This is a genomic window from Nocardiopsis nanhaiensis (assembly GCF_054778635.1).
Window position 1 is genome coordinate 1 of record NZ_BAAGZJ010000013.1, and the last position, 18,388, is coordinate 18,388.

Consider the following 18,388-nt stretch of genomic DNA (forward strand, 5'->3'; position numbering starts at 1 on the left):
ACAGTGACTCGACAGGGGCGTGCTGGTGCAGCAGACTCATGGTGACGGCCTTCGGGTTGGTCATCAGCGTCTCGACAGCGCACATGATCACGCGAAGGCCGTTGTTGTGTCCGGGGAACGGGAAAGCCCGTGACCGAGATGTTGTGCGGTCACGGGCTCGAGGTTAAACGACAAGCTAGGGCGTGTTTTTTGGATCATTCCGCGCTCGCTGCCACCACGCTGCCTCTCGCGGCGCCGATGAAGCTCGGACAGCCAAACCCGGGCTGAACTTCGCTCATCGTCTGGCGGGAGATTGCGTGGACGGCCGCTCGCATCGATGTCGGCTCCGCCGACACGAGCGAAAGCATCCAGAAAAACACGGCCTGGCCAGAACCCGCCCCTACCAGCAGGTAGTGCCCCCACCGGTAGGCGCCGCACCCGCTGGTAGGCCTTGTGCCCGCCACCAGGTGGCCGCGTCCGTCAGGACGCCGTGGCGGGACGGAGAACGCTGTGCGGCCGTCACCCCTTCGGGGTGACGGCCGCAGCGCTGTTCCGGGGGTCTCAGCGGCGGAGAGAGGGCACGCCGACCGGTACGCGGCACCCCGTCAGTTCTCGACGCCCTCGGGCAGCTCACCCTTGGTCGCCAAGTAGCGCAGCTGCGCACGGACCGAGGAGGCCGCCGCGGGCCGGATCCGCTCCGCGATGTCCGGGTAGACCCGGTCGATGACCTCGTCGACCTTGGTCGCGCCCGCCTCCACCGCGTCCCGCACCTGGGCCAGGCGCGACTCGCGGTGGCCGATGTAGGAGTTCAGCGTCGCCAGCGGCGACGTCAGGATGGGCCCGTGGCCCGGCAGCAGGGTCCGCACCTGGTATTCCCGGGCCAGGTCGCGCAGCCGGTACAGCGAGTCCATGTAGGGGGCGAGACCGTCGTCTCCGTCGATTACGGGAGTCCCGTGACCGAGGATCGTGTCGCCGGTGAGGACGGCGCTGTCGGCCTCCAGGAAGAAGCACACCGAGTCGTCGGTGTGCCCCGGGGTCTCGAGGACCCGGATCTCCAGACCTTCCGCGTCGATCAGCTGCCCGTCCGACAGACCCGCACCGCTCACCCGCATCTCCGGGTCGACCGCGTGCACAGGGGCGCCAGTCAGCTCGGAGAAGTACCGCGAACCCTCGGTGTGGTCGAAGTGTCGGTGTGTCACCAGACCCATCAGGACCTGAGCGCCCTGTTCCTGAACGGTCCGCGCCACACGTTCCAGGTGCCGCTCGTCGTGCGGCCCGGGGTCGACGACCACGACACCGCGCGCACCCGGCTCCCTCAGGATCCAGGTGTTGGTTCCCTCCAACGTCATCGGTCCAGGGTTGGGGCACAGTACGCAGCCAGCGCGCAGTGTCCCGGAACCGTCGATCCTCATCGCACCTCGCTTCGCTCGCCGAAACCGGACTGGTCTGAAGGACGGCCAAGAGGACATGCTGGGAAACCTATCCGCGGAGCGGCGCTCCACACCGCTTGGTGGGCACGCTCACTGCGCCGTGTTGGGTCTCGGTAGGGGGAAGTGGGTCCCGTCTGGGGCCACGATACGGAGTTGACCGTCGATTTCCCGAACGTCCGGTTCGATGGGAACGATATCCCGTCGGCTCTCCCGCACACCTCGGAGGGTCCGCCGATCCGCCAGCTGGGCACAGGCGATCACCGTCGGCGGGAGCATCGGCATCCGGCCCGCCTCCCACTCCGAGGCGACCACCGAGGGGTCCGTCCACTGCGTGAGGTCCGCCTCGCCTCCGACGTCGCGCGCCCGCTGCCCCGGAGGGAGTTCGGCGGTGAAGAACCAGGTGTCGAAACGGCGCGGCTGCGGTGCGGGGGTGATCCAACGCGACCATGCGCGCAACCACTCCGAGCGCAGTACGAGGCCACGTCGTGACAGCACCTCGGTGAAGGAGCGGGAACGGTCGATGAGGCCCAGCCGGTCCTCCTCCCAGCCGTCGACGGCGGTGTCCAGGGTGATGGACTCCTCGCCCGCGCGCTCCGGCTCACTGGCCAGCAGCACGCCGGTCTCCTCGAAGGTCTCGCGGACGGCGGCGCACACCAGCGCCCGGGCCATCGGCACGTCGGTGCCGAGGGTCTCCGCCCACTCCTCCGGACTCGGGCCGGTCCAAGGCAGGGCGCCGTCGGCGTCGCGCTCGTCCACCCGGCCACCGGGAAAGACGTAGGCGCCCGGGGCGAAGCCCATGGAGGGGACCCTGCGCATGAGCAGGACCTCCATGGGGCACTCCGCCTGGGCCCCTGTGGTGCCCGCCGCCGGACGCAGAAGCATCACGGTTGCGGCGGGACGGGGCCGGGCCACGCCGTCGTTCTCGGTCATCGACGCACTCCTGTCGTTCGCGATAGCCGCGCCGTGGCCCGGAAGATCCTCGGGACCGGTCAGCGGACCTCAACGATCATGTCAACCTCGACCGGAGCGTCCAACGGCAGGGCCGCGACACCGACGGCGGCCCGGGCGTGCACGCCGGCCTCGCCGAAGACCTGGCCCAGCAGTTCGCTGGCCCCGTTGATCACGCCGGGGTGCCCGGTGAAGTCGGGGGAGCTCGCGACGAAGCCGCCCACCTTCACGATCCGCACCACGTTCGACAGTTCCCCGATCTCGGCACGCACCGCCGCGATGGCGTTCAGCGCGCAGACGGCGGCCAGGTCCTGAGCGGTCTCGGCGTCCACCTCGGCACCGACCTTGCCGGTCTCAGGGAGCTTGCCTTCGAGGAACGGCAGCTGCCCCGAGACGTACACGTGGTCACCGCTGCGCACGGTCGGCTGGTAGGCAGCCACCGGGGGTACGACCTCGGGCAGGGTCAGGCCCAGTTCAGCGATGCGCTCCTCGGGGGTCGCCATCTAGACGGCCCGCTTCATGTAGGCGACGTACTGCTGGTTGCGCGGGTCGGTGCCCTCGGGCAGCGGCGCGGGCACGACGGAGACCAGCTCCCAGCCGTCCTCACCCCAGTTGTCCAGGATCTGCTTGGTCGCGTGCGACAGCAGTGCCACGCTCTGGTACTCCCACTTGGTCATGGTCTAACCCCTCTCGGTCGTCAACGGCCCCGCAGGGCCGCACCTCAACGCCGCTCACCCTACTCACCCGCACCCAATCGGCAGGCCAGGCGACCCCCGCGCCGCGGCACTCTCGCCCGGTGACGGCCCGCACATAGACTCCCTTGGGTGAACGATCGTGAACGGGGAACGCACGACCGGGGCCCGGAGGGGGCGTTCGCCCCTGCCCGACTGCACATCGTGACGGGCAAGGGCGGCACGGGTAAGACGACGGCGGCGGCGTCCCTGGCCCTGGCACTGGCGTCCGGGGGCGGACGGGTGCTGCTGGTCGAAGTGGAGGGCCGCCAAGGGGTGGCCACCCTGCTCGGGAGCTCGGCCCTGCCCTACGAGGAGCGCGCGATGATGTCCGCTCCGGGCGGCGGCTCCGTGTACGTACTGGCGGCGGACGCCGAGGCGGCCCTGCTGGAGTACCTGGAGATGTTCTACGGGATGCGCAGGGCCGGGCAGGCACTGACCAAGCTGGGCGCAGTGGATTTCGCGACCACCATCGCGCCGGGCCTGCGGGACGTCCTGCTCACCGGCAAGGCGACCGAGGCGGTCCGGCGCCGTGTCGGCGGGCGGCGCCGCTCCACCGACACCCCTTCCGAAGCGCCCTTCCACTACGACGCCGTGGTCATGGACGCACCGCCCACCGGGCGGATCGCGCAGTTCCTGAACGTGAACTCCGAAGTGGCCGGGTTGGCCCGGGTGGGTCCGATCCGCAACCACGCCGACCGGGTCATGGAGGTCATCCGCTCCGAGCAGACCAGGGTGCACTTCGTGACCCTGCTGGAGGAGATGCCCTCCCAAGAGACCCGGGACGGGCTCGCCGAGATCGGCGGACTCGGACTCCACCTGGGCACGGTCTTGGTCAACATGGTCAGCCCTCCGCTCCTCGGCCCCACCGACCTGGCGGCCGCGGCCGCCGGAGACCTGGACACCGCCGAACTCGCCTCCGGGCTGAAGGCGGCCCGGCTGGACGGCGCCGAGGAGCTCGCCGCGGACCTCGCCGGCGAGGTCCGCGCCCACGCCCTGCGCCACCTCCTGGAGCAGAGGGTGCGCGAGGATCTCGAGGGACTGGAACGCCCCCTGCTGGAGCTGCCCTTCTTGGCGGGCGGAGTGGGCCGGGCGGCACTGGGCACACTCACGCAACGGCTGATCGAGCAGGGGGTGGCACGGTGACCGGCACCGCTCCGGAGGGCACCCGGGCCCCCGTGTCCGAACGGTTCAGGTCCAGTACGGTCAGGTCCGAGGCGGGTCGGCTGGACGTGGACGGCCTCGTCGACGACCCGGCGACCCGGATCGTCGTGTGCTGTGGGGCGGGCGGGGTCGGCAAGACCACCACCGCGGCCGCCTTGGGCCTGCGCGCTGCCGAGCGCGGACGGCGGGCCGTCGTGATCACCGTGGACCCGGCCAGGCGCCTGGCCCAGTCGATGGGCCTGGAGGAGTTGGACAACACTCCCCGCCCGGTACCGCTCCCCGAGACGGCTACGGGCAGCCTGCACGCCATGATGCTGGACATGAAGCGGACCTTCGACGAGGTCGTGCGGGAGCACGCCGACCCCGAACGGGCCCGCCAGATCCTGGCCAACCCCTTCTACCAAACGCTTTCCACGAGCTTCTCCGGAACACAGGAGTACATGGCGATGGAGAAGCTGGGACAGCTGCGCCAGTCCGGCGAGTGGGACCTCATCGTGGTGGACACCCCGCCCAGCAGGTCGGCCCTGGACTTCCTCGACGCCCCGAAACGGCTCGGCCGGTTCCTGGACGGCAAGCTCATCCGGTTCCTGAGCACCCCTGCGAGCACGGGGGCGTTCCGGTTGCTCGGCGCCGGATTCAACGTGGTGAGCTCGGTGGTGGGCAAGATCGTCGGTGCCCAGTTCCTGGCCGACCTGCGATCGTTCGTCTCCGCCTTCGACACGGTGTTCGGCGGTTTCCAGGAGCGCGCGGAGCGCACCTACCGGCTGCTCCAGACACCGGGAACGGCATTCGTGGTGGTGGCCGTACCGGACACGGACGCGATGCGCGAGGCCTCCTACTTCATGGAGCGGCTGGCGAAGGAGTCCATGCCGCTGGCCGGTCTGGTGATCAACCGGACCCACCCCCTGCCGCCCGGCCCCGGGGCACGGCTGGGCGCCGACACGGCACTGGCGGCGGCCGCGCCTTTGGCGGAGGGGGGAACACACCCGCTGGCCGCCGCCGCCCTGCGGCTGCACGCGGAACGGGTTCAGACGCACGAACGCGAGGCGCGGCTGAGCACTCGGCTGATGTCCGCGCACCGAGGGGTCCGGGTGGCCGAGGTCGCCGCCCGGCCGGAGGACGTACACGACCTCGTCGGCCTGCGCGGGATCGGGTCGGCCCTGGCGGGGGAGGACCCCACCGAGGGGTCCTGACCGAGGGTCCGCTTGAGGTTGTGAGCTGTTCCGGGTTCCATCAGCAACCCTCCACCCCGGTCAACACACAGCACGACGGCCGCAGGCCACCGGCGCAGAACCAGGCACTCAGACCGGTCCGGAGAAAAAATCAGGGGAGTTCGCCGATTCTCCGGACACCGGCCGGATCGGCCCGCTAACGTCTTTCTCGAACGTGTGAACGAGGCGAATGAGACGCCGGGAGGGGGTGGAACCCGTGGCCGAGACCGCTCTACACCAGGACGAGCAACAAGCAGAAGGCAAGAACAAGCGCAAGAAGAAGCGGGGGTTCGAGCCCCGCCCCGGGCACGCGGTCCAGGCCTACGTCTTCGCCCTGGACCCCGGCGCCGAGACCGAGCAGCGGCTGCGCTCGCACTGCGGAGCCGCCCGGGTTAGCTTCAACTGGGCACGCTGAATCGCCCTGGCCACCTGGGACCAACGCAAGGCCGAGGCCTCCTACGGGGTTGCTGAGTCCGAGCGCACCCCGTGGCGGTCCTGGTCGCTGCCCGCCCTGCGGCGGGCGTTCAACGCCACCAAACGCCAGGACCCCCGGTTCGCCACCTGGTGGGCGGACAACTCCAAGGAGGCCTACAACACCGGCCTAGCGAACGCGGCGGCTGCCTTTGACGGCTACTCCGCCGCCAAGCGGGGCGATCGCAAGGGTGCGAGGGTGGGGGTGCCGCGGCCCAAGTCCAAGCACCGGGCGCCGCTGTCGTGCCGGTTCACCACCGGGGCGATCCGGTGTGAGGACTCCCGTCGTCATGTCACCTTGCCGGTGGTGGGGCGGGTGCGCACCCATGAGTCCACCCGCAAACTCCACCGCCGCCTGGCCAACGGCACCGCGCGTATCCTCTCGGCCACGGTCTCGCACCGGCGGGGGCGGTGGCAGGTGGCCTTCCAGGTCGAGATCGAGCGCGCCCCACCACTCCGGCCCGGCCGGAGGGGGTGGCCGGGGTGGACCTGGGCCTGACGTCCCTGGCGGTGGTCGCCGACTCCGACGGTGGGGCGCGGCAGGTGGCCAACCCCCGCCACCTGGAGGGGGCACTGACCGACCTGCGCCGGGCCTCGCGGGTGGTGTCGCGGCGCCAGGGCCCGGACCGGCGCACCGGGCGCCCTCCCTCGAAGCGGTGGGTCAAGGCCAACCGGAACCGCAACAGGGTGCACCACCGGGTGGCGAACCTACGCACCGATGCGCTGCACCACCTGACCACCAGTGTGGCGCGCGAGTACGGCACCGTGGTCATCGAAGACCTCAACGTGACCGGGATGGTCAAGAACCGGCGTCTGGCCCGCCGCATCCATGATGCGGGGTTCGGGCAGATCCGCCGCCAGCTGGACTACAAGACCGCCTGGAACGGCGGGCGCCTGGTGGTGGCCGACCGGTGGTTCGCCAGTAGTAAGACCTGCTCGGGGTGCGGGGCGACGAAAGCCAAGCTGCCGCTGCACATCCGGGTGTTCGACTGCGATGAGTGTCCCCTGGTGTTGGACCGGGATGTGAACGCAGCGCGCAACCTCGCCGCCTTGGCGGCGCAGGTGGGCAGTACCGGTACCGGAGTGGCCGGAGACCGGGGAGCGGAAGCTCTGAAGGCCCGTGGAGCCGACCGTAGGACCCGCACCACCCGCACCCGCCGCAGGGCGGGTGCGGGGCGGGCCGGTGGCGCAAGACCGCAAAGGCGGAAAGAAACGGGACACCGTCGTCAGGACACCCAGCTGAGGTTGTGGTGACACCGTCACGGACCTTTCGTACAGAAACGCACGGAATGCTGATGTTTGCTTAAGTCATCAGCAACGGTTCAGGAGGCTGCGCTCGGAGTTGAGGAGGCTTCACCGCACTTGGCGGCCGCGTACCGGGAGAGATCATCCGCGCCATCGCGGCGGGCCTCCTCCAGGACGGGGGCCCACCTGGTGACCTCCGGGTGCTTGCGCAGCAGGGAGCGGCGCTCTCTCTCGGTCATGCCGCCCCAGACCCCGAACTCGACGCGGTTGTCCAGCGCGTCGGCCAGGCATTCGGCGCGTACCGGGCAGCCGTGGCAGAGGAGCTTGGCCCGGTTCTGCGCGGCCCCCTGAACAAAGAGGGCGTCGGGGTCGATCCGTCGGCACTGTGCGCGCGTCGTCCACTGGTTGGTCCACATGTGGCCCACTTCCCAGACGTGTGGTCTCGCTCTCGCGGTCACGGGTGGTTGGTGTGCTCTGGTTGAGTGGAGGAGAACACGGTGGCCTCCCGCTACCGCGTGGGGTTCGATGTACACGTGGTGTCACGACACCCCCACATCTCGAAAGTACGGTCCGAACGGTCACACCGACCAGAACCCAATCGACCCACTTCCCGTCTCATGGATATGGCCCGAGCGGGCCATTGCGCGACCGCGGACCTCTCTCCCTCCGACTGGGGAGGCGCCCGCCGGCCGAACCGCACCGGGGCCGGTCTGCGATAACCGTGGAAAGATGGTCTGGGGGCACTGCACGTGCGTCAGCACGGGCGATGCGGCGTGAAAACACACCATTCGTTACCGATCGCACCACTTTTGAGCGTTCGTGGTCACTTAGTCTGATGGGGTGGGTCAGGGGACATTGCTTCAAAGAATCAGCCAACTGGTGGTCGTCGGCGTGATAGCCGGTCTCCTCGTAGCCGCGCTCGCCCTCCCGGCGGTCGGCGGCATGGGGATCACCGCACGCAACGTCGCCAGCGGCTTCCTGGACATGCCCAGCCAGCTCGAGACGCCGCCGCCGCCGCAGCGGTCGACCATCTATGACAGCGAAGGCGGCACCATCGCCGAGATCTTCGATCAGAACCGGGAGCTCGTCGACATCGACGACATCTCGCCGGTCATGATCGACGCGATACTGGCGATCGAGGACTCCCGCTTCTACGAGCACGGCGGCCTGGACGTGTCCGGTACGCTACGCGCCGCCATTCGGACGGTCGGCGGGAACACCGAGGGCGCTTCCTCCATCACCCAGCAGTACGTCAAGAACGTGCAGATCGAGGCCGCGACCTCACAGGAGGAGCTGGACGAGGCCCAGGAGGAGACCGTCGCCCGCAAGATCCGGGAGCTGCGCTACGCGATGGCCCTGGAACAGCGGATGAGCAAGGACGAGATCCTCGAGGGCTACCTCAACATCGCCTACTTCAGTGACGGCGCCTACGGCGTCGAGTCCGCCGCACAGCACTTCTTCGACGTGTCCGCGGGCGAGCTGGAGCTGCACGAGGCCGCAACCATCGCAGGGCTCGTGCGCTATCCGTACCTGTACAACCCCCGCTTCTTCCCCGAGCAGACCCAGGACCGGCGCGACATCGTCCTGGACCGCATGGTCGCCACCGAAAAGATCACCGAGGCCGAGGCCGAGGAGGCCAAGTCCGAGGAGATGGAACTCGAGCTGGACACCCCGCCCAACGGCTGTGTCCCCAGCGACCAACCGTTCTTCTGCGACTACGTGGTGCAGGAGATCGAGAAGGACGACCGGTTCGGGCCCAACGAGACCGAACGGGCCCGCTGGCTGCGCACCGCCGGGCTGGAGATCCACACCACCCTGGACCCGCAGACGCAGGAGGCCGGTCAGGAAGCCGTGGACGAGTGGGTCCCGCGCGAGAACGACTCCCGGAAGGTCGCCGCGCAAGCGGTCATCGAGCCCGGCACCGGCCGGATCCTCGGCATGATGCAGAGCCGCAACTACGGCCCCGACGAGAGCAACCTCGGCGAGACCACGGTCAACTTCACCGCCGACTCGGACCGCGGAGGCAGCACCGGGTTCCAGGCGGGTTCGACCTTCAAGGCGGTGGGCCTGGCGGCCGCGCTGGAAGAAGGGCTGCCGTACAGCACCTCGTTCAACTCGCCGAGCTCCACCACGGTGACCGGGCAGGAGTCCTGTGACGGCGGCCGGTTGGAGTCGTGGACACTGAGCAACGCCGGTGACAGCGACGAGGGCAACCACAACATGGTCTCCGGCACCCAGGCCTCCTCCAACACCTTCTTCGCCCAGCTCCAGGCGCGTGCCGGGCTGTGCAACACGATGGAGATGTCGGAGAAGCTGGGCCTGCAGCGGGCCGACGGGACCGTGTTCACGGAGAACGCCAACTCCCTCGCCAACAGCAGCTTCGTCCTCGGCAGCGAGGAGGTCTCCCCGATCCGGATGGCCAACGCCTACGCGACCTTCGCCTCCGGCGGAACGTACTGCCAGCCGCAGGCGATCGACCAGATCGAGGACCGCCAGTCCGGCACCACGATCGACGTCGAGCCCGAGTGCGAAGAAGCGATCGACGAGGACGTCGCGGACGGCACCAGCTACCTGCTGCAGCAGACCTTCAGCGGCGGTACCGCAGCGGGTCTGGGCATCGGACGCCCCGCGGCCGGCAAGACCGGTACCACCGACGGCTCCGCCGCCGCCTGGTTCGCCGGGTTCACGCCGCAGATGGCCAGCAGCGTGTTCGTCGGCGACCCGCGCGGTCCGCAGGAGTACCCGCTGCGCAACGTCACCATCGGGGACCGGCACTTCCCGGTCGTGTACGGGGCGACGATCCCCGGACCGATCTGGCAGGAGACCATGCGCGGCGCCCACGAGGGCCTGGACACCGAACAGCTGGCGTCCGCGCCGAGCCAGTTCGGCTCCACCTCGCAGCCGAGCGGCGGCGATGACGATGACGACGATGACGCCAGCCCGGCCAGTGACGACGGCGGCGTACCGAACGTCGTCGGCATGAGCGAGTCGGACGCGGTGTCCGAGCTGGAGGAGGCCGGCTACTCGGTGAGCGTCTCCGGAACGTCCGTCAGGTCCTCGGAGTCCGAGGGTTCGGTGGCGGCGGTCAACCCCGACCCGGGTAGCCGACTCCCCGACGGAGCCACGGTCAACGTATTCCTGAGCGAAGGCGGCGGACAGGACAACGCCGACAGCTCGCCCCCGGAAGGCTGGCACCCGGCACAGCCGGCGGGGCCGATCGGGCGCAACGGCACGGACTGAGCACGGTCCACGCCCAACGGCTGACCGGCGGGCTGACAACTGAAAGCGGGGGCGGTGGTGACCTGGTCACCACCGCCCCCGCTTCGTGTGCCGCACTGGTCTGCCGCGTGCGCTGAGACCCCTGCCGCCGGGTACGGTCAGCCGAGCTGGCTCTTGACCTCCGCGGCCACACGGGAGCCTTCGGCCCGACCCGCGATCTGCGCGTTGACGACCTTCATGACCTTGCCCATCTCCTTCATGCCGGAGGCACCGGTCTCGGCGACCGCGGCCTTGACGACCTCCGCGAGCTCGTCGTCGGTGAGGGGCTTGGGCAGGTAGTCCGCGAGGATCTCGCTCTCGGCCCGCTCGTTGGCGGCGGCCTCGGGGCGGCCGCCGTTGTCGAAGGCCTCGGCGGCCTCGCGGCGCTTCTTGGCCTCGCGCATGAGCAGCTTGGTGACCTCGTCGTCGTCGAGGGACCGCTGGGAGGAGCCCGCGGACTCCTCAGTGGCGATGGTGGTGAGCACCATGCGCAGGGTGGCGGTGCGAACCTTCTCCTTCGCCTTCATGGCGGTGGTCAGGTCGGACTTGAGGCGGGCTTTGAGTTCGGACATGGCCTGATCCTATGGCCGCCCGGTGTGCGCCCACCAACGGTTTGCGCGGGGCGGCCGCCGGATCTGAGACCATCAGTCAACGACGAAGGAGGGCCGGATGGGCGCCGAAGACAGAACACTCCTGCGCCGCATCGGACGCGCGGCCGCAGTCACCGGCGCGGTCGGTGTGGCCGGGCTGGGGTACGCCTCGGTCATCGAACGCAACTGGTTCCGGCTGCGCCGGTACGAACTCCCCCTGCTGCCCGAGGGCAGCCCCCGCATGCGGATCCTGCACCTCGCCGACGCTCACCTGACGCCCGGCCGGAAGATGCTCATCGACTGGATCCGGAGCTTGGAGGCCTACGAGCCCGACCTGGTGGTCAACACCGGGGACTCCCTGGCCCACCCGGAGGCGGTCGGTCCCTTCATCGACGCCCTCGGCCCCCTCCTGGACCGGCCCGGCGCCTTCGTGTACGGATCCAACGACCTGTTCTCCCCCCAGCTGAAGAACCCGGCGCGCTACCTGTGGCGGACCAGCAAAACCGACTACAACAAGCGTCGGGTGCCGGACCTGCCCTGGCGGGACCTGGGCGCGGCGATGACGGCCTCCGGGTGGCTGGACCTCAACAACCGCAAGGGCTCCCTGAAGGCGGGTCAGCTCGACGTGGCCCTGGCCGGCGTGCACGACTCACACATCAAGCTGGACCGGTACGAGGACATCGCCGGTCCCGCCGACACCGCGGCCGACATCCGGCTGGGCGTCCTGCACTCCCCGGAGCCCGCGAACCTGGACCGGTTCGAGGCCGACGGCTACCAGCTCCTCCTCGCCGGGCACACCCACGGCGGCCAGCTGTGCCTGCCGTACTACGGGACGCTCGTCACCAACTGCGGGATCGACCGCAAGCGGGCCTGGGGCCTCAACGGGTACGGCGACGCGTGGCTGCACGTCTCCGGCGGCCTGGGCACCTCCCCCTACGCCCCGGTACGGTTCTGCTGCCGCCCCGAAGCGTCCCTCCTGGACCTCGTCGCTGCGCCCTGACCGACCTCGCCCCGGGCTCTGACCCGCGCGGATCCGCTTCGGCGGAATCGGCGTGCACAACCACTCCACACGTCCGCTAGACTTGGGGACGTTGCTTCGGGGTGTAGCGCAGCTTGGCAGCGCGCTTCGTTCGGGACGAAGAGGTCGTGGGTTCAAATCCCGCCACCCCGACGGAAGAAACAGCAGGTCAGGGGCCTGATTCGGGAAACCGAGTCGGGCCCCTTCCTCGTTCCCGGGGCCGTTTGGGAGATTCCTGGGAGAAATTTTGGATCGGGTAACCATGATGTTGCTGTGAGTCATCGGCTCTGAGCTCCCCTCAGCGGCACCACGTTCCCAGCCCGGACCGCCTCCCGCTCCCGCAGGAGCGACTCCAACACCGCCACCGGCGACCCCGACGCCAACTCCAACCGCGCGTCCAACGCCCGCTCCCACTCCCGCGTCAACGCGTCCATGAGCCGCCGGCGCATCTCCGGCGTGACATGGCTGTACCTGGACTGGACCGAACCGTCCTCGTGACCGAGGCGTTCGTCCATCAGAGGCGCCGACATCCCGAGCTCGACCATGGCGGTCTTGTTCGAGTGCCTCAGCCCGTGCGGGGTCAACCCCGCAGCCACCGGCTCCCACTCACCCGACGCCCGCGCAGCGGCATTCCTGCCACGCACCGGCACACCCGGCCACGGCTCCCCCGTCACCGGAACCGGCCGCTCCGGCTGCGGCGCCTTCTTCGGATACCGGCCCGAGGCCGACGGCGAGAACACCCACGTCGCGAACCCGTTCCTGCGCCAGTGCGGCGCCGTCGTCGCCGACCCGCCGTGCACGAACCCGAGTTCGGACACCGCGTTGGTGACCCGGCGCCTGGTCGTCTCCGACACCGTCTCGGGCTTGTTGAGCACGTTGGAGACGGTGCCCGAGGACACCCCGGCCAGTCGGGCCACGTCGACCAGCTTGGCGCCCGCCCCGCCGGTGCGGATCTTGGCCGCGCCCTTGAACACGAACGTGCGGCCGTGGCACTCGCAGGGCGTCGGCGCGGACGCCTCGATGTGATCGGCGACCAGGCGCCCGAGGAAGTCGGGGATGTCCACCGTCCGGTAGGAGTCCTCCTTGGGCGGGAGCAGGTGGAACACCCCGTCGTCGTCCTCCCACAATTGGGCCTCGACCCGCACGGCGCCGGCGCGCACGTACTTCGTTTCCAGGCCGACCAGCTCCGCCCACCGAACCCCGGTGAAGAACTTAAGCAGCACGGCCACGAACTCGTCGTCCCTGCCACTGAGTAGCGCTGCCCGTTCCGCGATCCGCAGCGCCCCGAGCGTGTTCGTGATGACCTTCTCCGGCCCGCGGGCACGAGACCGGCCGGCCCGCTTACCGCGACCGCGCCGTTTCGTCGCCGGGTTCGCCGCGATCGCCCCCTCGTCGACGGCGTCACCCAACATCGTGTGCAAGGTGCCGCGCCACGTCTTCACCGAGGACACCGCGTACCCGGCCTCCTTCTCCCGCCGCTCCCAGGCGTCCACATCGAACGACGTGATGTCGGCCAGAGACCAGCTCTCGAACTCGGGGAGCAGGTGTTCTTCGATGTGCCGCTTGAGGTTCTGCATCGTGGACGGAGCGAGATCCTGCGCTGCGTACCAGCGGCCGGCGTACTCGCCGAACGTGATTCGCCCCGACCTCGGGTCGGTCCACTCACCGCGCCGTACGTCGGTCTCAGCTGCGGTCGCTGCCTGCTTGGCCGCCGTCTTGGTGGGGAACTTGATCGTCTTGCCGCGGCTATCGGCGACCGTGCCATAGCTGCCGTCCGGGCGCTTGTACCTGCCTCGGAAGTACGTGCCGCGACTCTCCGCGTACCCCACGTCAGTCCTCCGGATCCGGTGAGCCGAGGATCTTCCGGGCGGCCGCCTTGCCCTCCTGGCGCTCCCGCTCAAGGTCGTCCTCGGTGCGGTTGACCAGATACTCCTGATGCCGCTCCCACCGAGCCTGATCAACCCGCAGGGCCAAGTACCGCACGACGGTCTTCCACGACAGCTTCCGATCGAGGGCCTTCATCGCAGGAGCCGTAGCCCTGTCGACCAACTCGTCAAGAGCAGCAAGCTGCCCCATCTCCAGCTGGCCGAAGTCGGTGAAGTCAGGAACGTCGTCGGGGCGGTTCTCCTGCTGGAAGCGGCGCCGGCGGATCTCCTGCTGGGTTCCCAGTTCCCGGTAGCGCTGAAGCTCTTCCTCGCTGTCTGCGGGGAGCGGTTCGGTGCGGGCTCCCATCGGGAGGGGCTCTTCGCCGCGCGCCCACTTCCACGCCTCCCGCGCTGAAAGCTCACCGACCCCGGTCACGTCAGCATTCCCGTGCACCGTGGTCGGCAACATCAAGGCGTTCGGTGTGGTGGACAACGCAACGGCCAGGACGGTCAGCTCGTCGACGTTGATGCGGCGCGCGCCGGGGCGGTCCTCGGCAGCGGCCTCGATCTTGTGAATCGCCTCGGGAGGCACCGGGTAGCCGAGTTCCTTGGTGCGGGTCGCCAGCGTGGGGACCGACCATCCCACGCGCTCTCTGAGTCGCCGGATGTTGGCCGCGACGGTCTTAGTCGTGGGTCCGTGGATCTTCGCCTTGCGCGTCGCCATAGGCGCCACTGTAACGAGCACTCCCGTCGCCGCCTTCCGTGTGTAGCTATGTCCGGTGAGTGCTGCTAGCATCTCCAGAAACAGAACTACTGTCAACATGGCTCTGTTGATTTAAGGGACGTATGTGAGGAGTGGCGTTGGATACCAAGAAGCTTCCGAATGAGCCTCGCTGGGTGACCAAGGAGTATGCAGCCGAGAGCATCGGCGTGCACCCCAGGACTCTCCAGCGCTGGTGGGAGGAAGACCGCTACGGGCCCGAGCGGCACCGGGTCGGCCCGAGCGGGCGCCTGGTCCGCTACCTGAAGGCCGAAGTGGACGCCTGGAGTGACGAGGCCAAGGGGGCGGCGTGACTGAACTGCCCAAGCTGTACACGGCGAAGGACATCGCGGACGCCCTGCGCAGGACCAAGGAGTCGACGGTCAAGGAGAGGGCGCGAAAAGGCGAATACCCGCATGTCCGGGTCGGTCGCCGCAACATCATCGCGTTCACCCGTGAGCAGTACGACGAGATCATCCGCATGGGGGAGCGGCCCGCGACCTCAGGTCCCGCCGCGGCCGCGAAACCCTCCCGCACCGGCAGCCGCGCTGGAGCAGGGGCACCGCGCCGCCGCACGGCCGCGCCGTCCACCGCTGTGGAACCGCTGCGGGCACGCCCGCCGCGCCGTAAGCGCAAAGGCGGTGGCCCTGATGCCGCGTAACCCCAACCACGAAAACGGCCCGCTCAGCGCGCCAACGCTGACCGGGCCAGAAACCCCGCGGGTGTGCGGGGAGAAGACCACGAGGAGCTATCAGTGATTTCCCAGGGGTCTCCCCTTACCGTAACCGCTCCTCCTGATGGAGGACAGTCCACCCTCGACAAGCTCCCGACTGCGTTCGCCAGCTTGTTCCCGCCGGCCGGGCGTCGGCGCCGCTGGATCGCGATCTACAAGTGCCCCCGATGCTCCGGACACCACACCACCTTCTCGTGGTCCGGGAAAGTTGCTGGTCGCCGCGCCTCAGGATGCGGCCGCGCCATCTGGGTCGTGGTCGCCCGCCGCTACGGCGGTGACCGATGAAACCAGAACACGAGGCCCAACCCACCCCCTTCCACACCGACCACGAAGAGGGTGACCGGTGATCAAAACCAGCTCTCTGGACACCGTCAGGGACGCACTCGAAAACGCTGGAAGCACCGTGCGGGGCAGCGGGGCCCAACTGTCCGCGATCTGCCCATCCCACGAGGACCACGCAGCTTCCCTGTCCGTCGGGCATCAGGACGGGAAGGTCCTCCTGAACTGCCACGCGGGCTGCGACAGCGCCGACATCGTCCATGAGATCGGCCTAACCATGGCCGATCTGTTCGACGAGGACCCCGAGCCCCGCAGTAACGGGCGGCCCAAGGTCGTGGCGAAGTACCCATACGTGGACGAGGGCGGTCAGGTCCTGTTCGAGGTCCGCCGGTATGAGCCCGGCTTCGGCAAGGACGAAAGGAAGACGTTCCGCCCCTACCTTCCCAAGGCCGACAAGTCGGGCATCGGGAACGTGCGACGCGTCCTCTACCGCCTCCCCGAGATCATCACTGCCTCCCAGGACGGGATCCCCATCTACATCACCGAGGGCGAGAAAGACTGCGACAGGCTCGCCGCCCTCGGGTACGTCGCCACCACCAACGTTGGCGGCGCGGGCCCTCGCAAGTGGAAGGAGGAATACAGCACCTACCTGAACGGCGCCGACGTGGTGATCGTCGCCGACAACGACGACCCCGGACGCAAGCACGCTCGTGCCATACAGGCCTCGGTCTCCAGGGTCGCCAAGTCCGTGGACGTCCGGCGCCCCGCTGTCGATCACAAAGGCGCTGACCTCTGCGATCACCTCGCCGCCGGACACACCCTTGATGACCTCCTCCCACTGGAGGAGGAAGACGAGGAAGAGCCTGAAGCCGTCCCGACCGCGGATCCCGAACCAACCGACTCGTTCGACTACTCCGGAGTGTTCGGGCTGCCCGCTCGCACCGAGACGCCGAACAACTATCGGGTCAACCACGGCGGGGTGTTCGTCAAACGGCTCGTCGGCGGGAACGTGGCGTGGGCACGGTTCGCGTTCTCCCCGCTGGCCATGACCGCCACCTTCGAGGACCCCGACGGGAATCAGTACGTCGAACTGTCCTGGACCGACCACACCCTGGGAAGCTCTCGCACCATTTCTCGGATCGTCTCCAGGCACATCATCCGGCAGGGCCGAAAGCTCATCGAGCAGCTCGGGGCCGCGGGCCTACCCGTCATCGAGGGCGACGCTCGCGCAGTCGAACGCTGGCTAGCGGAGTTCGAGGCCGCCAACCGAGGACAGGTTCCCAGCGAGAAGCTGGCGCGCTGGCTCGGCTGGCAGGACGATGGCAGTTTCGTCGCATCGCCCGATGAGGGCATCAAGGTTGATGTGGCCTACGAGGAGACCCGCGGCCCCGCCCGATCTCATCGGCGTAAAGGCACCGTGCAGGGGTGGCAGGACACCATTGCCACGCTGGAGAACTACCCGGTGCCGCGGGTCGTCCTCGCCGCAGCCTTCGCCGCGCCTCTCCTGCGCGCCCTGGGCCTGAACAGCTTCACCGTGGACGTGTCCAGCCGCAGCACCAAGGGCAAGACCACTGCTCTGCAGATCGCGGGCAGTGTCTGGTTCGACCCCTCAGAGCACGCCAACGCGATGTCGAACTGGCGCAGCACCTTGTACTCGATCGAGAAGCGGCTGAACCTGGTCCGCGGTATCCCCGCGATCTTCGACGAGACCATGGCCGTGGCCGACGACAAGATCATCGACGAGGTCTTGTACCAGGTCCCCATGAACCACGGGAAGGCCCGATCGGGCGGCGCGTTCGGGAACATGTTGCCCTGGGAGACCATCCTTCTCTCCTCCGGGGAAAGGCCCGCCCTGTCCTTCACCACCAGCCAGGGCGCGGCCGCGCGCATCCTGGGCACAACCATCGCCCCGTTCGGCGACAACGGCGGCCCGACCGCGTTCGCAGCCAGGGAAGGGGTCACGGCCCACCACGGCCACGCGGGCCCGGAGTTCGTCCGATACCTCCAGGAAAGGTTGTCCGATCCCGGGGGTCGGGACGCCCTGCGCAAGCGTCACAAGGAGCTCTCAGAGCAGCTCAAGGGCGACAGTGACATGACCGCCCGCCGCGCCCCGATGGTCGCCGCCCTGGTCCTGGCCGAGATCACCGCGTGCAGGATCGGCCTGCTGCCCTACGAAGCGATGCCGTTGGAGCAGTGGGAGGCGCTGTTCTCCACCCCGAACCGGACCGATGATCGGCCGGAGATGGCCATGGACGTATTGCGCGAGTACGTGGCTGGACACAGCGGGGAGCTGTTCCCAGGCAATGACCGGGACAGTCGGCAACCGGCCCCGGGATGGCTCGGGGTGCGTCACGTCGACGACAGCGGCGAGTGCACGGCGCTGCTTCCTGACCGGGTCCGCAAGATCTTGGAGAACAGCGGGTACTCGCTTGAGGCCGTGATCGGTGGGTGGCTGGATTCCGGCTACCTCAAGACTCGTGAGAACCAGCGGCCCGCCCACCTGATCCCGAAACGGTTCGCGGGCACTCGGGTCAAGTGCTTGTTCTTCACCGAGGACGCGATCGAGCTTTCGGGATCCGGGAGCGGTTCATGAGCGCCCTGGGTGGGGGTGGTACGCACTCGTTGCGTACCGGGTTAAAGGTGTCGTCATTGCAGGTCAGGGCGATTTTTGGGGCTCTGTCGAGGGTGGTACGCACTTCCGTGGAT

The 18,388-nt window shown here is 68.9% G+C and carries 18 protein-coding genes and 1 tRNA gene; 11 read left to right on the forward strand and 8 right to left on the reverse strand.

Annotation, left to right across the window (positions count from 1 at the left end):
* Positions 1–584 precede the first annotated feature (584 nt).
* The 4 genes from ACYVD1_RS08440 to ACYVD1_RS08455 form a co-directional block, all read right to left on the reverse strand.
* Entirely contained in the window at positions 585–1,391 is an 807-nt protein-coding gene (locus ACYVD1_RS08440) for an MBL fold metallo-hydrolase (protein ID WP_460769946.1), read from the reverse strand.
* 108 nt (positions 1,392–1,499) lie between these two features.
* Positions 1,500–2,339, reverse strand: a complete 840-nt coding sequence (locus tag ACYVD1_RS08445) for an NUDIX hydrolase (protein WP_460769949.1) — start codon at positions 2,337–2,339, stop codon at positions 1,500–1,502.
* A 59-nt stretch (positions 2,340–2,398) separates the two neighbouring features.
* The gene (locus ACYVD1_RS08450) at positions 2,399–2,860 is read right to left on the reverse strand and encodes a RidA family protein (protein ID WP_460769952.1); all 462 of its coding nucleotides are present in this window, start codon (positions 2,858–2,860) and stop codon (positions 2,399–2,401) included.
* A complete protein-coding gene (locus tag ACYVD1_RS08455) occupies positions 2,861–3,034 on the reverse strand; it encodes a DUF4177 domain-containing protein (RefSeq protein WP_460747452.1) in 174 nt (57 codons plus the stop codon). It lies immediately after the preceding gene.
* 147 nt (positions 3,035–3,181) lie between these two features.
* On the opposite strand from ACYVD1_RS08455, the gene ACYVD1_RS08460 reads away from it, so the two are divergent.
* The 5 genes from ACYVD1_RS08460 to ACYVD1_RS08480 all read left to right on the forward strand — a co-directional run bounded on the left by ACYVD1_RS08460 (position 3,182) and on the right by ACYVD1_RS08480 (position 7,188).
* Positions 3,182–4,234 carry an ArsA-related P-loop ATPase gene (locus ACYVD1_RS08460; protein WP_460769956.1) on the forward strand — a complete coding sequence of 351 codons (1,053 nt, stop codon included), beginning with the start codon at positions 3,182–3,184 and terminating at the stop codon, positions 4,232–4,234.
* Between the two features lie 32 nt (positions 4,235–4,266).
* The gene (locus tag ACYVD1_RS08465; protein ID WP_460770225.1) at positions 4,267–5,445 is read left to right on the forward strand and encodes an ArsA family ATPase; all 1,179 of its coding nucleotides are present in this window, start codon (positions 4,267–4,269) and stop codon (positions 5,443–5,445) included.
* 235 nt (positions 5,446–5,680) lie between these two features.
* Positions 5,681–5,878 carry a hypothetical protein gene (locus ACYVD1_RS08470; RefSeq protein WP_460769960.1) on the forward strand — a complete coding sequence of 66 codons (198 nt, stop codon included), beginning with the start codon at positions 5,681–5,683 and terminating at the stop codon, positions 5,876–5,878.
* Positions 5,879–6,250: 372 nt separating this feature from the next.
* On the forward strand, positions 6,251–6,433 hold the full coding sequence (locus ACYVD1_RS08475) for a hypothetical protein (protein WP_460769963.1): 183 nt from the start codon (positions 6,251–6,253) through the stop codon (positions 6,431–6,433).
* A complete protein-coding gene (locus tag ACYVD1_RS08480; RefSeq protein WP_460769966.1) occupies positions 6,418–7,188 on the forward strand; it encodes an RNA-guided endonuclease TnpB family protein in 771 nt (256 codons plus the stop codon). Before ACYVD1_RS08475 ends, ACYVD1_RS08480 begins: the two co-directional genes overlap by 16 nt.
* A gap of 68 nt (positions 7,189–7,256) precedes the next feature.
* Here ACYVD1_RS08480 and ACYVD1_RS08485 read toward each other — a convergent pair whose 3' ends face one another.
* Positions 7,257–7,595 (reverse strand): WhiB family transcriptional regulator, encoded by a 339-nt coding sequence (locus tag ACYVD1_RS08485; protein WP_460769968.1) that lies wholly within the window; start codon positions 7,593–7,595, stop codon positions 7,257–7,259.
* A 439-nt stretch (positions 7,596–8,034) separates the two neighbouring features.
* Between ACYVD1_RS08485 and ACYVD1_RS08490 the strand changes: the two genes are divergently transcribed.
* Positions 8,035–10,419, forward strand: coding sequence for a penicillin-binding protein (locus tag ACYVD1_RS08490; RefSeq protein ID WP_460770227.1), 2,385 nt, complete (start codon positions 8,035–8,037; stop codon positions 10,417–10,419).
* Positions 10,420–10,556: 137 nt separating this feature from the next.
* Here ACYVD1_RS08490 and ACYVD1_RS08495 read toward each other — a convergent pair whose 3' ends face one another.
* Entirely contained in the window at positions 10,557–11,009 is a 453-nt protein-coding gene (locus ACYVD1_RS08495; RefSeq protein WP_460769970.1) for a GatB/YqeY domain-containing protein, read from the reverse strand.
* A 97-nt stretch (positions 11,010–11,106) separates the two neighbouring features.
* Here ACYVD1_RS08495 and ACYVD1_RS08500 point away from each other — a divergent pair, with 97 nt between their 5' ends.
* Together ACYVD1_RS08500 and ACYVD1_RS08505 are read left to right on the forward strand one after the other, a co-directional pair.
* The gene (locus tag ACYVD1_RS08500; RefSeq protein WP_460769972.1) at positions 11,107–12,027 is read left to right on the forward strand and encodes a metallophosphoesterase; all 921 of its coding nucleotides are present in this window, start codon (positions 11,107–11,109) and stop codon (positions 12,025–12,027) included.
* A 97-nt stretch (positions 12,028–12,124) separates the two neighbouring features.
* Positions 12,125–12,198, forward strand: a tRNA-Pro gene (locus tag ACYVD1_RS08505).
* 125 nt (positions 12,199–12,323) lie between these two features.
* On the opposite strand, the gene ACYVD1_RS08510 is transcribed toward ACYVD1_RS08505, so the two are convergent.
* Positions 12,324–13,874, reverse strand: a complete 1,551-nt coding sequence (locus tag ACYVD1_RS08510) for a tyrosine-type recombinase/integrase (protein ID WP_460769974.1) — start codon at positions 13,872–13,874, stop codon at positions 12,324–12,326.
* A 1-nt stretch (position 13,875) separates the two neighbouring features.
* Positions 13,876–14,634, reverse strand: coding sequence for a hypothetical protein (locus tag ACYVD1_RS08515; RefSeq protein WP_460769976.1), 759 nt, complete (start codon positions 14,632–14,634; stop codon positions 13,876–13,878).
* A 173-nt stretch (positions 14,635–14,807) separates the two neighbouring features.
* Between ACYVD1_RS08515 and ACYVD1_RS08520 the strand changes: the two genes are divergently transcribed.
* The 3 genes from ACYVD1_RS08520 to ACYVD1_RS08530 all read left to right on the forward strand — a co-directional run bounded on the left by ACYVD1_RS08520 (position 14,808) and on the right by ACYVD1_RS08530 (position 18,275).
* A complete protein-coding gene (locus ACYVD1_RS08520; RefSeq protein WP_460769978.1) occupies positions 14,808–14,984 on the forward strand; it encodes a helix-turn-helix transcriptional regulator in 177 nt (58 codons plus the stop codon).
* Positions 14,981–15,331 (forward strand): hypothetical protein, encoded by a 351-nt coding sequence (locus ACYVD1_RS08525; RefSeq protein ID WP_460769981.1) that lies wholly within the window; start codon positions 14,981–14,983, stop codon positions 15,329–15,331. Before ACYVD1_RS08520 ends, ACYVD1_RS08525 begins: the two co-directional genes overlap by 4 nt.
* Positions 15,332–15,746: 415 nt before the next feature.
* Positions 15,747–18,275 carry a DUF927 domain-containing protein gene (locus ACYVD1_RS08530; protein WP_460769983.1) on the forward strand — a complete coding sequence of 843 codons (2,529 nt, stop codon included), beginning with the start codon at positions 15,747–15,749 and terminating at the stop codon, positions 18,273–18,275.
* Positions 18,276–18,388: the final 113 nt, after the last annotated feature.

Coding starts and splice junctions, on each gene's coding strand:
- ACYVD1_RS08440 (WP_460769946.1), bottom strand. CDS start 1,391: ATGAGGATCGACGGTTCCGGGACACTGCGCGCTGGCTGCGTACTGTGC.
- ACYVD1_RS08445 (WP_460769949.1), bottom strand. CDS start 2,339: ATGACCGAGAACGACGGCGTGGCCCGGCCCCGTCCCGCCGCAACCGTG.
- ACYVD1_RS08450 (WP_460769952.1), bottom strand. CDS start 2,860: ATGGCGACCCCCGAGGAGCGCATCGCTGAACTGGGCCTGACCCTGCCC.
- ACYVD1_RS08455 (WP_460747452.1), bottom strand. CDS start 3,034: ATGACCAAGTGGGAGTACCAGAGCGTGGCACTGCTGTCGCACGCGACC.
- ACYVD1_RS08485 (WP_460769968.1), bottom strand. CDS start 7,595: ATGTGGACCAACCAGTGGACGACGCGCGCACAGTGCCGACGGATCGAC.
- ACYVD1_RS08495 (WP_460769970.1), bottom strand. CDS start 11,009: ATGTCCGAACTCAAAGCCCGCCTCAAGTCCGACCTGACCACCGCCATG.
- ACYVD1_RS08500 (WP_460769972.1), top strand. CDS start 11,107: ATGGGCGCCGAAGACAGAACACTCCTGCGCCGCATCGGACGCGCGGCC.
- ACYVD1_RS08515 (WP_460769976.1), bottom strand. CDS start 14,634: ATGGCGACGCGCAAGGCGAAGATCCACGGACCCACGACTAAGACCGTC.